General features: G+C 59.8%; 14 protein-coding genes. 9 read left to right on the forward strand and 5 right to left on the reverse strand.

Features of this window, described 5'->3' with window-relative positions:
- Window positions 1–619: 619 nt before the first annotated feature.
- On the reverse strand, window positions 620–829 hold the full coding sequence (locus QD461_RS18935) for a hypothetical protein (protein ID WP_414089140.1): 210 nt from the start codon (window positions 827–829) through the stop codon (window positions 620–622).
- On the opposite strand from QD461_RS18935, the gene QD461_RS18940 reads away from it, so the two are divergent.
- Both QD461_RS18940 and QD461_RS18945 read left to right on the forward strand, forming a co-directional pair.
- Window positions 828–1,532: a glutathione S-transferase family protein gene (locus QD461_RS18940; protein WP_414089141.1), complete on the forward strand. Its 705-nt coding sequence runs from the start codon at window positions 828–830 to the stop codon at window positions 1,530–1,532. The two genes, QD461_RS18935 and QD461_RS18940, sit on opposite strands and share 2 nt — an antisense overlap.
- Window positions 1,529–1,960, forward strand: coding sequence for an acyl-CoA thioesterase (locus QD461_RS18945; protein WP_414089142.1), 432 nt, complete (start codon window positions 1,529–1,531; stop codon window positions 1,958–1,960). The genes QD461_RS18940 and QD461_RS18945 overlap by 4 nt, the downstream gene beginning before the upstream one ends.
- Window positions 1,961–2,033: 73 nt before the next feature.
- Here the strand turns inward: QD461_RS18945 and QD461_RS18950 are convergent, their stop codons facing one another.
- Window positions 2,034–2,618 carry a DUF4337 family protein gene (locus tag QD461_RS18950; protein WP_184705657.1) on the reverse strand — a complete coding sequence of 195 codons (585 nt, stop codon included), beginning with the start codon at window positions 2,616–2,618 and terminating at the stop codon, window positions 2,034–2,036.
- 198 nt (window positions 2,619–2,816) lie between these two features.
- On the reverse strand, window positions 2,817–3,479 hold the full coding sequence (locus QD461_RS18955) for a GntR family transcriptional regulator (RefSeq protein ID WP_414089143.1): 663 nt from the start codon (window positions 3,477–3,479) through the stop codon (window positions 2,817–2,819).
- A gap of 141 nt (window positions 3,480–3,620) precedes the next feature.
- Here QD461_RS18955 and bioB point away from each other — a divergent pair, with 141 nt between their 5' ends.
- Genes bioB through QD461_RS18980 form a run of 5 tightly spaced genes read left to right on the forward strand, consistent with a single transcriptional unit; the run spans window position 3,621 to window position 8,671 of the window.
- Entirely contained in the window at window positions 3,621–4,610 is a 990-nt protein-coding gene (gene bioB / locus QD461_RS18960; RefSeq protein WP_414089144.1) for a biotin synthase BioB, read from the forward strand.
- A complete protein-coding gene (locus tag QD461_RS18965; protein ID WP_414089145.1) occupies window positions 4,607–5,752 on the forward strand; it encodes an 8-amino-7-oxononanoate synthase in 1,146 nt (381 codons plus the stop codon). Before bioB ends, QD461_RS18965 begins: the two co-directional genes overlap by 4 nt.
- Window positions 5,749–6,387, forward strand: a complete 639-nt coding sequence (gene bioD / locus QD461_RS18970; RefSeq protein ID WP_414089146.1) for a dethiobiotin synthase — start codon at window positions 5,749–5,751, stop codon at window positions 6,385–6,387. The genes QD461_RS18965 and bioD overlap by 4 nt, the downstream gene beginning before the upstream one ends.
- Complete coding sequence (locus QD461_RS18975) at window positions 6,384–7,664, forward strand: adenosylmethionine--8-amino-7-oxononanoate transaminase (RefSeq protein WP_414089147.1); 1,281 nt, start codon at window positions 6,384–6,386, stop codon at window positions 7,662–7,664. Before bioD ends, QD461_RS18975 begins: the two co-directional genes overlap by 4 nt.
- A complete protein-coding gene (locus tag QD461_RS18980) occupies window positions 7,661–8,671 on the forward strand; it encodes a beta-ketoacyl-ACP synthase III (protein WP_414089148.1) in 1,011 nt (336 codons plus the stop codon). The genes QD461_RS18975 and QD461_RS18980 overlap by 4 nt, the downstream gene beginning before the upstream one ends.
- A 227-nt stretch (window positions 8,672–8,898) precedes the next feature.
- On the opposite strand, the gene QD461_RS18985 is transcribed toward QD461_RS18980, so the two are convergent.
- A complete protein-coding gene (locus QD461_RS18985) occupies window positions 8,899–9,615 on the reverse strand; it encodes a hypothetical protein (RefSeq protein WP_414089149.1) in 717 nt (238 codons plus the stop codon).
- A gap of 248 nt (window positions 9,616–9,863) precedes the next feature.
- Here QD461_RS18985 and QD461_RS18990 point away from each other — a divergent pair, with 248 nt between their 5' ends.
- Window positions 9,864–10,118, forward strand: a complete 255-nt coding sequence (locus QD461_RS18990; RefSeq protein ID WP_414089150.1) for a hypothetical protein — start codon at window positions 9,864–9,866, stop codon at window positions 10,116–10,118.
- Between the two features lie 75 nt (window positions 10,119–10,193).
- On the forward strand, window positions 10,194–10,646 hold the full coding sequence (locus tag QD461_RS18995) for a hypothetical protein (protein ID WP_414089151.1): 453 nt from the start codon (window positions 10,194–10,196) through the stop codon (window positions 10,644–10,646).
- A gap of 79 nt (window positions 10,647–10,725) precedes the next feature.
- Here QD461_RS18995 and QD461_RS19000 read toward each other — a convergent pair whose 3' ends face one another.
- On the reverse strand, window positions 10,726–15,750 hold the full coding sequence (locus tag QD461_RS19000) for an IPT/TIG domain-containing protein (RefSeq protein ID WP_414089152.1): 5,025 nt from the start codon (window positions 15,748–15,750) through the stop codon (window positions 10,726–10,728).
- Window positions 15,751–16,535 lie beyond the last annotated feature (785 nt).

Raw genomic sequence — 16,535 nt, forward strand, 5'->3', positions numbered from 1 at the left:
CGTGCATGGATGCGGCGCTGCTATCGCACAACGATCTGCTGCGCGGTGGCGGACGTTTCACAGTCCGGCTCGTCTCACAACATCGCTCGCCCCGGCTAAACCGGGAGTTTTCTGTAGACAGCCATATTCCCTGCATCGCGATGCTTCCACCACTATGCCTCGCGGTCTCATTCGGGCAACGGCCACCGTGCGTGAAAGCCAGGCAGCTATGGCAGGTGAGATCCTCCATGAGTTGTGGGATACCATTCACGTCGAGATAGGCTGGTGTCGCGCATGTCACCAACCGATGCGGCGCAAGGCGCGAAATAGCGCCGAGCGCAAGTCCTAAAGAAGCACAGCGGCTCCTGTCCGACTTTGCGTGAAAGCTTGAGAATGGAGCATATCCGCAACCCCACGTAAGACGGACATGCTCACGCATCAAGAGCCGGCAAGGAATTGCCGGGTCGACGCCTGGCACTCGATGGCCGGCCGCATTTAAAGGACTGCGCTCTCTTGCAACTTTGCCCGCCGTTGCCTGAAGATTGAGCTCACACCCCTATTGAGCTTCGTTTTTGCAGCATTGATCTCGCTTCATTCTTGACAGCTCAAGCAAAGCCGATGATCGTTTTGCCAAGCAGCTTTAATATGCTGCCAAGGAGCAGAGATGATCGACCTTCGCAATGGGACGGGTGCGAACGGCCATAAGATCGCGCCTGCTTGCGCAAACCTTCAGGTCAGCTGCTATTTCACTTTGAATTTCAACAGCATACACCACACCGAAGGCGGCAGGTTCTGTCTCTTCGGTCAGGCTGCGAAGAACTTTAAGGGCCAATGAGATGAGCTTGGGCATGGTACTCTACGAACTCGCCGGAGCGGATCCGGAACTGCTTTTCAGCCCACACTGCTGGAAGGTCCGCATGGCGCTTGCGCATAAGGGGCTTACAGCGGAAACCCGTCCTTGGCGCTTCACCGAAAGGGAAGCCATCGCCTTCTCCGGTCAGGGCTATGTGCCGGTGCTGGTCGACGGCACAGAAATCGTCAGCGATTCTTGGCGGATCAGCCAATATCTGGATGCGCAATATCCAGACGCCCCTCCCCTGTTTGGAGGAGAAGCGGCGATACCACTTGCCGCCTTTATCAATGCCTGGGCCGACAGGACGCTGTTGCCGCTGATTGCCCGTATCATTCTGCTCGACATTCATGATTGTTTGGCCCCTGTCGATCAGGCCTATTTCCGTGCATCGCGCGAGAAGCGCTTCGGCCAGAACCTCGAAGCCGTCGTTGCGGATCGTCCCGCCCATCTCTCTGCTTTGCAGAGCGCTTTGTCGCCGTTGCGCGATGCTCTGAGAAAGGCCCCCTATCTATCCGGCGCGACATCGGCCTATGCCGATTATTGCGTGTTCGGCATGTTCATGTGGGCGCGCTGTACGAGCCCGGTCGAGCTGCTGGAAGCGGACGATCCGATTTTCCACTGGCGGGATCGCCTTCTCGACGCCTTCGGAGGGCTTGCCCGCTCGGCTCGGCATGCCGCCGTTGACGGGGTAAGACCATGACCAGCGACATCAGAATAGAACATTTCCCATGGCGCGCCGTGGATAAGATCCGCTACGGAGATACGGACCGACAAGGTCACGTCAACAACGCCGTCTTTGCGACCTTCCTTGAGACCGGGCGCGTGGAAGTTCTCTATAATGCCACCCCTCGACTGGCCGAGCCCGACTGCGCGTTTGTCCTCGCCCGGCTAATGCTTGATTTTCGAGCCGAAATCCTCTGGCCAGGCGAGGTGATCATTGGCACTCGTGTGGCTTCCGTCGGCCGGAGTTCGCTCACTCTGGCGCAGGCGGTGTTTCAGGACGGCCGTTGCATGGCAACGGCCGAAACCGTCATCGTCCAGGTAGATGCAGCAACGCGAAAGCCCCGCCCGCTTTCGCCTGGTGCCGTTAAATGGCTGACCCCGCCTGTCGAGACCAGCTCCAATTGACAGCCGGCTGCCCACCGCGGCCGCGTGCACGCCTTAGCATGGACCCGTGAGCATCTCGGTGACCGACCCGCGCTCATCCCGCTGCCCATGTCCACAAACAAAGCGCGGCGCCAAGAAGACCCAGGGCAGACGAGCCCCACCAGACAAAGGGCTTGCGCGTCAGGGCCGCCACCGCTCCAAGCGCGATCGAGATCTGAAGCATGGCGACGGCATAGGCATAGTAATGGTGATGATGAATAAGCTCATTGGCTTCGTCATCCTTCTGATCTCTTAGCTTTTCGAGGTTCTGCGCCTCGGTTGCCGCGGCCTTCTGCTCGTCCGCATAGCGCTGCAGTGCCTTGTCTGAATCAGCAGGAACGGGTTTGCCGCCCGCGGTCAGCAGCTCCTTCTGCACCTGGAGGATCGTGACCTTGATGCCCTTTGCCTGGTAGTAGGCCCATTGGTCGGATGCTTGAGCCTGCTTCTGCGTGGCCTCGGTTTTGAGGGCCAGCGCTTCGTTGATGGTTCCGCCCGCCAAAAGCGAACCGAGCGCCGCAAGGGCGGCAAAGAACGCCGTCGTCAAGGCGATCAATCGCAGGAGCGAGGCAGACTTCTTCTCGATCTCCTCATCGATCGCTTCTCGCAATTTGTCGGTATCGACTTCAATCTCTTCAGGCATCGCGTGCTCCGAGAATCAACGGAAGGCCGGCGCTGGCGTCCGGATCGTGACGATCATGGTATAGGCGAACCGCGATCTCAATAGCGCCTTTGCTGAAGACGCGCTTCTTGAACACATCGCTGTCCGTTGGTGCTTGTTGCGGCGACGAGTTCGGCCCGGATCGATCTTGCCTTTGCCGGAAGCGACCACGGAAAGCTGCTATGTTCCGGAATGTCGAACAGCAAGTTCTGTTGATGGAATACGCTCGTCGGTGGCTGTCTGTTCCAGCCCTCGAATATGAGCGTCCAGCAAGGCGACCGCTCTGTTGACGTCCCGCTGCCTCATCGCATTCAATATTTTCCGATGTGCTTGGCTCGATCCCGGCTGCCATCCTGCCGTTCGGGTTGCACAGAAGATGATCCGCGAGTTGGCCAGTTGGAGATCGTCGAGCATCGTTAGCAGTCTCGGCCTCTTGCAAGGGGCAGCAAGTGCCTTGTGAAAGGCCCGGTTCGCCTGCTCCCACTCCGCTATGCTCTTCGCCTGATCCCCCGCGGTCAGCGCGTCTTCGATCTTCACATAGCTCGCGGCATTCATGCGAGGAGCTGCCAGCCGCAGCGCAAGCGTTTCCAGGGCTGCGCGAATTTCAACAATCTCCTGAACCGATTGGGTATCCAACGGCGCGACCCGCATGCCTCGGCGCGGCTCGCTGATCGCAAGGCCACGGGCACGCAAGAGCTGCAGCGCTTCGCGTGCCGGCACGTGGCTTGCCTCGAATTCCTCGGCAATCTTGTCCTGCCGCAGCGCCGTTCCCGGCCCTAACTCCCCCGTCACGATTTTTTCTCCAACGACGCGTGCAATACGTTCCGCAACCGTCTCCGCCATGCCATCTCCATAGATTATCTATAATATTTGCATTTGATCCCGCCCATTTGAGGTTATATCGTCGGAAATGGCAATAGTATTATAGATTATCTATTATTTAAGTCGCGACAGTTTGCCGTTTGTCGCCTCAGGAGAATGGCCATGACGAGAAACGAAGCAGCTCCCGCACCGCAAGGCGAACCAGGGCGTTGGACGCTCGATGCAGCACGCGAGCTTTATGACTTGCCGTTCAATGATCTCCTATTCAGGGCGCACACCATCCATCGCGAAAACTTCGATCCCAATCGCGTTCAGCTGAGCAAATTGCTCAACATCAAGACGGGAGGCTGTCCCGAGGATTGCGGCTATTGCAGCCAGTCCGCCCATCACACCTCCAATGTGAAGGCGTCGAAGCTCATGGGAACGATCGATGTTGTCGCGGAAGCCCAAAAAGCAAAAGAGCAGGGCGCGACCCGCTATTGCATGGGAGCGGCGTGGCGCAGCCCGAAGCCGCGCGATGAGGCAGCGATCGTCTCCATGATAAAAGAGGTCAAGGCGCTCGGCCTTGAGACATGCATGACGCTCGGAATGCTGTCTGCGGACCAGGCTTGCACCTTCGCGAAGGCGGGGCTTGATTACTACAACCACAATATCGATACGTCCGAGCGCTTCTATCCGGAAGTCACGACGACGAGAACCTTCGATGACCGGCTGGAGACGCTGGCTCACGTCCGCGAAGCCGGCATGAAGGTTTGCAGCGGCGGCATCCTTGGTCTTGGTGAAGAGGAGGATGACCGGATCGACATGCTTGTGACGCTGGCTAATCTGCCGACCCCGCCGGAGAGCGTGCCGATCAACATGCTGATCCCCATACCCGGCTCAAGATTGGCCGAGGCCAAGGCCGTAGATTCCATTGGATTCGTCCGGATCGTAGCCCTTGCCAGGCTAATGATGCCGCAATCTCATGTCCGCCTGACAGCCGGACGCGCTGATATGAGCGACGAAATGCAGGCGCTGTGTTTCTTCGCCGGCGCCAATTCGATATTCATCGGCGACACCCTCCTGACAACCGCCAATCCCGGCGATGATCGCGACAGGAGCCTTCTGAGCCGCCTTCGGCTGACGCCGATGACACTCGAGGCGCATCAATGAGCCTCGATCTGCTACGCCGCTATGACGTCAAGCTCGAGCACCTCGCTCAAAAGGGACGTCAACGCGACCTCATCCGTGACGCGGGATCAGACTTCACGTCAAACGACTATCTTGGCCTTGCCTCGTCGCCGCGCATGCGCGCCGCCGTGATCAACGCCCTTGATCGCGGCGTGCCGGTGGGTGCCGGTGGATCGCGCCTGTTGCGGGGCAATCATGCCGAGCACACAGCGCTTGAAGAGGAGGCCGCCGCCTTCTTCGGCTGCGAGCGAATGCTCTATTTCGGCAGTGGTTACGCCGCCAACCTTGCGGCTCTTTCGACGCTGCCGCAACGCGGTGATCTTGTTGTGCACGACGCCCTGATCCATGCAAGCGCCCATGATGGGATCAGGGCCGGGCGGGCCGAAGCCGTATCGGTGGCGCATAATGATGCGAACGCCGTCGAAGGCGCTATTGCGCACTGGCGCAAGAAGGGAGGCGTTGGCACACCTTGGATTGTCGTCGAGAGTATCTATTCGATGGATGGTGATCGCGCGTCGCTTTCCGATCTGATCGAAATTGCGGATCGCAACGAAGGCTTTCTTTATGTCGATGAGGCGCATGGAACCGGCGTTCATGGGAACGGCGGGCGCGGCTGCGCTGCCGACCTTGAAAGGCGGGACAATGTCATTGTCCTTCACACCTGCGGCAAGGCGCTCGGGGTCGCCGGCGCATTGATCGGCGCAAACCGCACCATCTGCGAATTCCTTATCAATCGAGCGCGACCCTTCATCTACGCGACGGCGCCATCTCCCTTGCAGGCGGCAAGCGTCCGCGAAGCACTGGTCATCCTTGCGGACGAGCCAGAACGCCAGCAGGCACTGAGTGACCTCGTCGCTTTCGCCAATAGGCAATTTTCTGAGCATCTTGGTGGGCACGGCAGCGGGACGCAAATCCTCCCCGTCATCATCGGGGAGAATGGGCGCACCATGCGCCTTGCGGAAGGTATGCGTCGGCAAGGCTTCGACATACGCGCTATTCGACCACCCACCGTTCCTGCAGGAACGGCGCGACTGCGCATCACCATCACGCTCAATGTCGACAAGGCAACCATTGCCGACATGGTTCAACGGCTCGCGGCAATGATGGCGAGGGAAACATCATGAAAAACTGCATCGTCGTGACCGGAACAGATACGGATATCGGCAAGACGGTCTTTTCTGCCGGGCTGACGGGTGCGCTCGGCGCGGCCTATTGGAAACCGATCCAATCCGGGCTGGACGGCCAAACCGACAGCGAAACGGTTGCGATACTCGGCGAGGTTCCGCAACATCGTATTCTGGCCGAGGCATGGCGGTTGCGCGTGCCTGCCTCGCCGCACCTAGCGGCCCAGCTCGATGAGGTTTCCATCGTGCCCGATCTGCTGATGCCTCCGGCAAGCCGGTTGCCGCTCATCATTGAGGGGGCCGGCGGGCTGCTTGTCCCTTTGACACGAAATCAAACCTTTGCCGACGTATTTGCACGCTGGCGCTATCCGACCATTTTATGTGCACGAACCAAGCTTGGTACGATCAACCACACCTTGCTTTCAATCGAAGCGCTGCGCCAACGAAAAATCCCCATTCTCGGCGTCGCATTCATTGGCGATCGCGAACCCGAGACAGAAAGCATCATCGAGCACATGAGTGGCGCCACCAATCTCGGCTGCCTGCGGCATCTTGACCCGTTGACCCCGGAGACCTTGCGGCGCGCATTCACCGCACAGTTCGACATTTCAGACTTTCTAGAGGCCCTCGCATGACCATTAATCATGGCGCACGATCGCAGATTTGGCACCCTTTCACCCAGCATCAGCTTGAACCAGCCTTCAAGAAAATCGTTCAAACGCAAGGAGCCTATCTACTCGACGAGGATGGTCGTTCGATCCTCGATGCCATTTCATCATGGTGGGTCATCACCCATGGCCACCGCCATCCCCGCATCACGAAGGCGATACACGATGCGGTCGAACAACTGGATCAGGTCATTTTTGCCGAATACAGCCATCATGCTGCCGAGGAATTGGCACGCGGTCTGCTGGATCTTGCGCCCGCGGAACTGGCGCATGTGTTCTTTTCCGACAGCGGATCGACTTCGGTTGAGGTGGCCCTCAAAATGGCGCTCGGGATGCACCACAATCGGGGCTCCCCGCGTTCCCGCATTGTCGTGATGGAACATAGCTACCACGGCGATACGATCGGAACGATGTCGATTGGCGCGCGTGGAGTGTTCAATGCAGCCTACGAGCCTTTGCTGTTCGACGTCGCGCACATTTCTTTCCCGGCACCCGGCCTGGAGCAGCGGACACTTGACGAACTTGAGGCACACTGCCGTTGCGGGGATGTCGCAGCCTTCATTGTCGAACCCCTCGTGCTTGGGGCGGGCGGGATGAAAATGTACCCATCTCATCTCCTGAAGGAGTTTCGGCGGATAACGACAAAGCATCAAACCTTGCTGATTGCAGACGAGGTCATGACAGGTTGGGGACGCACCGGCACTTTGCTTGCTTGCGAACAGGCTGGCATTTCGCCTGATATCCTTTGCCTTTCAAAGGGAATAACGGGCGGCGCGTTACCGCTTGCCGTGACGCTCTGTACGTCGGAAATATTCGACGCACATTTGTCCGACAATCGTAGCCGGATGTTCTTTCATTCCAGCTCCTACACCGCCAATCCGATCGCCTGTGCGGCCGCGGTGGCAAATCTCAAAGTGTGGCGAGAAGAACCTGTCATATCCAGAATAAGACAGGTGGAAGGCATGCATCGTGAGTGGCTGGCAAAATTCCGGACCGACCCACGCTTCGATAATGTCCGGCAGCACGGCACGATCGCTGCGCTCGATCTCGCCATCGCAGCGAAGGGCTATCTTTCCGAGGTCGGCCCAAAGCTGCGGACCTTTTTTCGCGACAAGGATCTCCTCATACGTCCTTTAGGCAATGTCATTTATCTCATGCCACCATATTGTGTGACGGAACAGGATCTGCGACGCGCCTATGAGGCCATCGATGAGGCCGCCGATTTTATCGAGCTCATGTCGTGAGTGCTTTGTCGAGCAGAATAGCCGGGCTTGGTCACTACGTTCCGAAACGCCGCGTCGACAATGCAGAAATTGAAGCGCGTCTGGGGCTTGAGGAAGGCTGGATCGAGCACCGAACTGGCATACGCACGCGCCATTGGGCAGCCCCCGGTGAGAGCCTGACGGAAATGGCAGCCCATGCCGGATCCATGGCGCTCGATCATGCCTCTATCGACCGCGCAACTGTTGCATTGACTCTGTTGGCGACGTCCACACCCGATCACCTCCTGCCGCCCTCTGCGCCGCTACTCGCTCATAAGCTCGGCCTTCAGGCTTCCGGAGCAATCGACCTCGCTGGCGCCTGTTCTGGCTTTCTGTATGCGCTGGCGCTTGCAGACGGCTTCGTAAAAGCCCAAGGCAGGCCTGTTCTCGTCGTCGCCGCCAATATACTCAGCCGGCGTATCAATCCGCAGGAGCGGGCAAGCTCCGTGGTCTTTGCTGATGCTGCCGGTGCCGTTGTTCTCGTTCCATCACGGGATCGGCAATCGGGTATTGTCGGCGTTGATCTCGTGTCGGACGGTTCAGCCTATGGGCTGATTTCCATTCCGGCCGGTGGCAGTGTTTGCCCCTTCCATCCCGGCTTGGAACAGGATGCGTCACATATGACGATGCAGGACGGACGCGCGGTCTTCAAGACAGCCATCGGCATCATGACCCGATCCGCTGCCCAGGCGTTGAGGCATGCCGGAATCTCATCTGACCGCGTCGATCGCTTCATACCCCATCAGGCCAATGTCAGGATTATCGATGCGGTTTGCGACGAACTGGCAATTCCGCTCGAAAGGTCGGTATGCACGATCGGCGAGTACGGCAATTCGTCGGCGGCGACCATTCCGCTCTCGATGTCATTGGCCAATCGCGAGCGTCCCTTTGCCGCAAATGATCAATTGCTCTTCGCCGCCGCCGGCGCAGGAATGACCGGGGGAGCGGTTGTTCTTCGGATGGAGGAACCGTTGCCCGCGATCTCCTAAACTCGAATTGCGACCGCACGACATGCCGCGCGGAGACGCCTCGATACGGTTCCACAGCTTCTCCAATCGCCCGACGGAAATCGGATGGGCGAGCCAGGCTGTAACCTTGGCTCGAAATCGCGGACGCTGACGAACGGCCGGATCGATATGAGGCCTATTTCAGGGTCTCGACGATGGCGTCAACATCCTTGCAACCCCGCTCCGAAGGGTTTTGGCCGGCGCGTTCGTCAATCGCCATCATCACCGTCGTCGACCGAAACGGTAGAGCTTGCAGCCGCTGCTGCATCCTGTAACCGCACTGTCGAGACGGCAAGGTCACAGGCAGGGGCAAACTGCTCTGTCTTGTCTTCGCGATAGATGCACTCGAAATTATATGCCTTGCCATTGAGGATGGTGAAAACATAGCGATTGACGGCAGGATTACCCTTGCCTTGATAGACGAACCTCTTGTTCAAAAAGATCATATCGATGGCCGGCTGCCCGAGCATCGTGGTCATCGATGACGACTGCAGCTTGATTGACGGCAGCCGAGCAATCGCGTTGGTGAACTCGTCCACGATTGGCTGATGCGTCTTCTCGCTGACCTCCTTGGTCTCGCCGGGGTCGCGAGGTCCAAGAAAAGTAATGATGACATCTCCATTTGCCGGCGAAGACGCCGTCACTCCGGTGACATCACCGCCTCCATCGGCAAACAGCTGGTCCAGCGCGAAATCTTGCGGATACTCGAACTTATAGGAACCATTCGGAGCCTCGAACGTCGCAGTATTTTGCGCCGTCGCTGCAGCTGGTAAGGCCAACAAGAGAACCAGCAAGAGTGCTGCTTGTGCAAAAATCGGCATTGCGTTGCTCCCTTTCTTGATCGACCATGTGCGCTCCGGCAACAGCAGCCAGACCGCAATGATCGACCCAAACCCAATGTGCTGCGCAACCAGTCTCTTCGTCATTTCGCCTTGCAACAGGGCCATCCCGGAATGTTCCCTCGGCTCAGCAAAAAGCAGGCGAGTCAGCGATCCACAGTGGACTGGACCCCCTCTAGCATTTGACGACCCACGTCCCAAGCTAGGCAATGCACGGGTTGTGGAAAAGCGCCCTATCCGGCAGAGGAGAGCATGCCGTTGCTCACAAGCCGCTATGGGGCTTTGTACGGCACGCTTCAAATTCCCTTGCGATTGCCTTCATGTTACCAAGGCATATGAACCGCAACGACCCAGAACCCCGGCCCACCACCAGTCAGCTCGACCACCCGTTCACCGAGATTATCGAAGAGGCATATCGGGTATTCGCCTATGACAAGCCGAAAAGCATTGAGGTTTGTCAGCGCTGCTGCATGGATGCCGAAATAGAAGTCGATTTTTTCAACCCGCCAATCAGGGAGCTTCCACTCCATTACCTTCGCGATTGGTATTCGGCAGCCTACGATCCCAAGGGAATTGCCAAGGAGACATAGGCATATCTCCTTCCTCGCATCCTTGAACTTATGGCCCTCGGCGAGAATGTCAGCAATGTCGGAATAGAGCTCAGCTTGAACCGTTTTGCGACCGGCAATCGTGAAAACTGGTCGATGGAAGAATGGAGCGTCCTCGACCGCTTTCAACATTTGTACCTGAGCTGGAAAATCGACCTACACAAGGAGTTTCTGGACGATGTCGTCTGCATGTTCAGACTTGCAGGCTGGGATCTCCGAGATCTATTCGATCAGATAGTGGCCCTCCCCGACGCAAAGCTGGCGCAATGCCTGTGGATTGACTGGTGCAGTTGGCCGGCTCCGGGGCACGAGGGGATTCGGCTGACAGTATTCTGGGAGCATCCAGACAACGCGATCGCTTTTCAATTTTACACATCACGAAACCTCCATGAAAAAATGGAGGCTTTGGCGCTCGCAGATGACACCGACACGGATCTGGCCGCAAAAGCTTCGGCCGTCGCGAGCATTATTGAGTCAAATGCACCCTGGGCGCGGCAGTATCGCGGATGATCGGGCCACGGTCACCCCGCGCCCGACCATCACACATTCCCTCCGACCGGTGATCGACACCGGTCGCAGCATTTTGACGTCAGAACTTCTTTCCGGCGGCGAGTTTGGCGCCGACGGATTTCTGTCCATCGCCCTCGATGTTGAGGAGGAAGGAGGCATCGAGCATCCAGAAGTTCTGCGTCTGCAGGCTCATGCCGACGGTGACGGCCGCAAAGGCGCCGGAGCCGTCGAGCCCGGAGAAGCCGCCGGTCACCCCAAGCTTCGGCGTCACCTTCGCACCACCCTCCAGCTGGAACGACCGGGCGATCTCGGCGCCCAGGCTGACACGGAACTGCTCCTCGTCGAAGCCGTCAATGGTGATCGCATCGCCGGCGCCGTTCTTCACCGTGTAGTTGCTCACCGTTTCCGAGAAGTAGATCATTCTGAGCTTCGGCGACAGCGTCGTGTCCTCGTCGAGGTTCCACTGCCCCTCGATCGACGTATCCGCCATCCAGCGCGTCGTCTTGAAGCTGCCGTCCCAGAACTGCGTATTGATCGTGTTGTTCGAGCCGCCATAGCGCAGGCTGCCGTTCCAGAACACGCCCTTGCCAAGCTCAAGCGACGCATAGGGGCCGGCAAGCCAGCCATTGCCCGACAGTTCCGCATCCTGATCCGTCGGATCCGTCATCCGGTCATAGTGGAACGACACACCGACCAGCGCCTTGTCCGAGAGCAGATAGTCCACGCCCATGTTGATCATGGCGAAGCTGCCCCACTTGCTGGTGCTGTCCTTGCGGTTCCTGTCGTCATGGGCAAGGAAGGCGCCGCCGATCCAGACGTTGAACGGCGCAGACGCCGCATCCGCATCGCCGCCTGCCGCCCGCATCTGCGACAGGCTGGTGGCAAAGCTGAGCGTCATCCCCTCCTGCGACGGCGTCATGCGTGCCGTCACCGGATCCGTCGCCTTCTCCATCTGCCGGCGCTGCAGCAGGCCGGGAACCTCGATCGTGTTGGCGATCATGTTCTGGCGCGACTGCACGAAGCCGCGCACGAGACCGTCGATATCCTCGGCAACCTTCCCGGCATCATAACGGATATGATAGGTGACCGTGCCGGTATTGGAGGTGCCAAGCGCGCTGGTCAGCCTGTAGCCGACGCGGACCTGGCCGGAATAGGCCGGGTTCGGCGTATATTGCAGATACCAGCCGACCGGTGTCGTGACGGGTCCCGCCTGGGCCAGCTGACCCTGGATGATCGTCGCCGTGCCGGCATTGGCAGGCTCGACGAAGGTCAGACCCGCCGCGGTGAACGGACCACCGGTCGCACCGCGGTTGAGGTAGATATCGGGTGGCGTCGAGCCGGCCGGCACATCGACCACCTGGTCGGGCACGGTGACGGCACGGGTGACCACCTTCAGCGTATAGGCGGCCGATCCGGTGGCGCCATTGCCGTCTCGCACCTGGATGGCGAAGCTGTAATCGCCTTCCGTTCCGGCTGCGAGCGGCCCGTTGAGCTGGCCTGTCGAGATATTGAGCACCATGCCGTTCGGCAGGCTGCCGGAGGCAAGGCTGTAGATCTTGGTCGCCGTACCGCCGGTTGCCGAGACCTGCTGGCTATAGGCCTCGCCTGCCATGGCCTGCGTCAGCGCTCCGCCCGGCGGCGTGAACACGAAGCTGGTCGGCGGTGGCGAGATGGCAAGCGTATAGGCCGCCGCCGTCACCGCATGATTGGCATCGGTGGCGCTGATCGAGAAGCTGTAGCTGCCGGCCGCAGTCGGCGTGCCGGTGATTGCTCCCGTCGCATGGTTGAGCGTCAGCCCGGCCGGCAACGTGCCGGTTACGGCATAGTCATAGGGAGCAGTGCCACTCGAGGCCGTGACCGTCTGACTATAGGCTGTATTCATCTGGCCGGCCGGCAAGGCGCCGGCAGCCGGCGAGAAGACCAGCGTCGGGGCGGCGACGGTGATGCTCACCGTCGCCGGGGCCGAGGTGCCTGTGCTGTTGGTGGCCGTATAGGTGAAGCTGTCCGCACCCGAATAGCCCGGGGTTGGCGTATAGGTGACGGCGGTGCCTGAGGCACTGGCGATGCCATGGCCTGCCGGACCGGCAATTGCAACCGATGCGGCCATACCGCCCGACAGCGTCAGGGTGATCGGATTGGCCGAGGAATTGGCCGCAACCGTTGCTGCGACAGCACCGGCAATCGGCGCCGGGATATTGGTCGAGAGCGTATAGGTATGTGAGGCGGTAAAGGGTGCGCCGGTACCGGTCGAACTATCGGTCGCCTTGATGGTGAAGGTGAACGAACCCGAAGCGGTCGGCGTGCCCGAGACAGCACCGGTCGTTCCGTTGAGCGCCAGGCCGGTCGGAAGCGTACCCGATACCGTATAGGTGTAAGGTGCCGTGCCACCCGAGGCGGTGATCGTCTCGCTATAGGCCGTGGCAACGGTTGCCGCCGGAAGCGTCGGCGTCGCCGGCGTAAGCGCAATCGTCGGGCCGGCAATCGTTATGTTGTACGAGTTAGACACCGTGAAGGGTGCACCCTGCCCGGGGGTATTATCTCTTGCGGTGATGGTGAAGTTAAAGGTCCCGCCGGCCGTCGGTGTGCCGGATATCGCACCGGTGGACGCGTCAAGGCCGAGGCCGGCTGGAAGCGCACCTGTTGTGACAGCATAGCTATAGGGCGCGATACCAGCCGATGCCGTTACAGTCTCGTTGTAGGCGACTGCAATGGTACCGCCAGGAAGTGCGCCTGACGATGGGTTCAGAACAAGCGTCGGGCCGTTGACGGTGACAGTATGGACAGTTGTGTCAACATGATACGGCGCGCCTGTGCCGCTAGAGCTATCTGTCGCCCTCACGATGAAGCTGAACGTACCAGGGAAAGTTGGCGTGCCGGAGAGCTTACCGTTGGCTGCAAGCGTCAGGCCGGGGGGAAACGCACCTGCCGACAGGGAATAGGTGTAGGGAGTAGTACCACCGGATGCGGTGAAGGTCTCGCTGAAGGCGGTTCCCGCGGTTGGGTTTGGAGTTGAAGCCGGTGTTATCGCCATCGTCGGCGCATCGACCGTCAGCGCATAGGCGGTGGATCCGGTAAACGGCGCTCCGGTGCCTGTGGTGGCATCGGTGGCCGTGAGCGTGAAGTTATACGTCCCGCCACCGGTCGGCGTGCCTGATATCTCGCCAGTGGACGACGACAGGGTCAGGCCCGGCGGCAACGAGCCTGCCGTGATCGAATAGCTGTAGGGGTTGGTGCCGCCGGAGGCGTTGACCGTGGTGGTATAGGACGTAGCGATCGCCGCATGCGGCAGTGACGCAGGCGCAATCGTGATTGTTGGCGCCGAGATCCGGACGCTGACGGTTGCCGGCGCCGAGGTGCCGGTGGCGTTGGTCGCGGTATAGGCAAAGCTGTCGGTGCCGGCATAGCCTGCGGTTGGCGTATAGGTGATCGTCGCCCCGGAGACCGTCGTGGTCCCATGGGTTGCCGCTGTGGAGATCGCGACCGAAGCGGCCGCCCCTCCGGACAGCGCAAGCGGGATGGGATTGCTCGTCGAGTTTGGATCGACGGTTACAGAAAGATTCCCTGCGACCGGCGGATTGAGGAAGGTATAGCCACCCGTCAATGTCCCCGTGCCGCCACCGGTGGTCACGCGAACGTTGACCCTCCCCGTGCCCGCCGGTGTCGTCGCCGTGATCTGTGTTGCCGAATTGACCGTGAAACTGGCCGCAGACGTCGCGCCGAAGGTCACGGCCGTGGCATTGCTGAAGCCGGTTCCGGTCAGTGTAACGCTCGTCCCGCCCGCCTCCACACCCGCAGCCGGCGAGATCGCCGACACCGTCGGAGCAGCAATGTAGGTGAACTGATCCGCAGCAGACGTCGTGCTCGTGCCACCCGCGGTCGTCACGCGAACATCCACCGTCCCGGTGCCCGCTGGCGCAGTCGCGGTGATTTGCGTAGCCGAGTTCACCGTGAAACTGGTTGCCGCAGTCGCTCCAAACATTATAGCGGTCGCGCCGGTGAAATTCGAGCCGGCCAGCACAATCGCCGTACCACCGGCCGTTGGGCCGGCCGCTGGGCTGATCGACGTGACAGTCGGCGCGGCCAGATAGGTAAATTGGTCTGCTGCAGACGGAGCACTCTTACCGCCCGCTGTGGTAACCTGGATGTCGACCGTTCCCGATCCGGCAGGCACGGTTGCGGTGATCTGCGTCGACGAGTTCACCGTGAAGGCGGTTGCCGACGTCGTTCCGAACGTCACAGCCGATGCTCCACTGAAGCTCGTCCCGGTCAATACGATCGACGTACCCCCTGCCAATGGACCTGCCACGGGACTGATCGACGTCACCGCCGGGGCGGTAATATAGGCGAACTGGTCTGCTGCGGATGTGATACTCGTGCCGCCCGCCGTGGTAACCCGGATATCGACTATTCCCGATCCGGCAGGCGCGGTCGCGGTGATCTGTGTTGCCGAATTCACCGTGAAGGCGGTTGCCGGCGTCGCCCCAAACATTACAGCCGATGCTCCGCTGAAGCTCGTCCCGGTCAACACGACCATCGTGCCGCCTGCAGTTGGGCCAGCCGCAGGACTGATCGACGTCACTATCGGCGAGGAGATATAGGTGAACTGATCGGCGACAGACGTCGCGCTGGTACCACCTGCCGTCGTTACGCTGATGTCAACCGTTCCGGTCCCTGCTGGCGCGGTTGCGGTGATCTGTGTTGCCGAATTCACCGTAAAGCCTGTCGCTGCCGTTGCACCGAATTTTACTGCCGTCGCGCCGGCGAGGTTCGTCCCGGTCAGTATGACTGTCGTTCCGCCTGCCGCCGGACCGGACGCCGCACTGATCGAGGTCACCGTTGGAGGCGCGACATATGTAAAGAGATCCGCACTCGACGTCGCACTGGTACCGCCCCCAGCCGTCACCTGCACATCTACAGTTCCGGTCCCAGGAGGCGCGGTTGCCGTGATCTGCGTGTCTGAATTGCTCGTGAAGCCTGTCGCCGCCGTCGCGCCGAACTTCACCGCCGTCGCACCGGCGAGGTTCGTCCCAGTCAGTGTGACCGACGTACCACCCGCGGTCGGGCCCGCCGAAGGCGAGATTCCTGTAATCGTCGGACCAAGCAAATTTATCTGAAGCGTGAAGGTCCGGTCGGTTCGCGAAGACCCTCCACACCCACCCATAGCGACGGAGCAGGCGCTCGCATACCACAGCGTAATCGTGTCCTGACCTGGCGATTTTACCGAGCCCAGTCTTATATCATATTCCGGGTAGTTTATCCCATCTTCGCTAACCAACGGAGTAATCGTATAGGTAGCATTTGCTGTCGAAACAACGAATGGGGTTGCAACGTCCTGGCCGGTCATTGGCGCGGAGGCTAATGTGTCCACATTCTGACCGTTATAGAGGCCCCAACGAACAGCGTCTTGAGTTACGCAAAGGCCGATCGCGCGATTTGTTGATCCCCAGTCAGGGAAAGTCACCGTCGCACTCGAATTGGATCCGGTCGTGACATCGCAGCCGGCACTTGCGGTCGCGACCATGGTCAGCAGCAAGAGGACAACAAGAAGAACGAACCTGGCGCAACAAGCCGCTCCTTCGCGAAGAAATTTCAATGCCGACAGCAATTTAGACGTACCCCTGCATTCAGAACCGCCTCAGACCGGTCGGCTCCGCCCCAATCCCACTGTGGCACACCCGCACCACTCACCAATCTTGGCGGTTGGCCGCAAAGCGCCGCCGCGCCGAGCCACAAGGTGCCACCGACCAGATCTACCGGCTGTTGCTAGCAATTCTCCGACATTCTCCGCAAAGCCGAATGGATGAGGGAATGAGTATCTGACCGCCTGTGCCGAAAACCGGTCTGTACGTGCCACTATTTCCGCAAAGGCAGCGGCACGGAGGGGTCGGC

The sequence above is a fragment of the Rhizobium sp. BR 314 genome (assembly GCF_047445805.1).
Taxonomy (GTDB): Bacteria; Pseudomonadota; Alphaproteobacteria; order Rhizobiales; family Rhizobiaceae; genus Rhizobium; species Rhizobium lusitanum_B.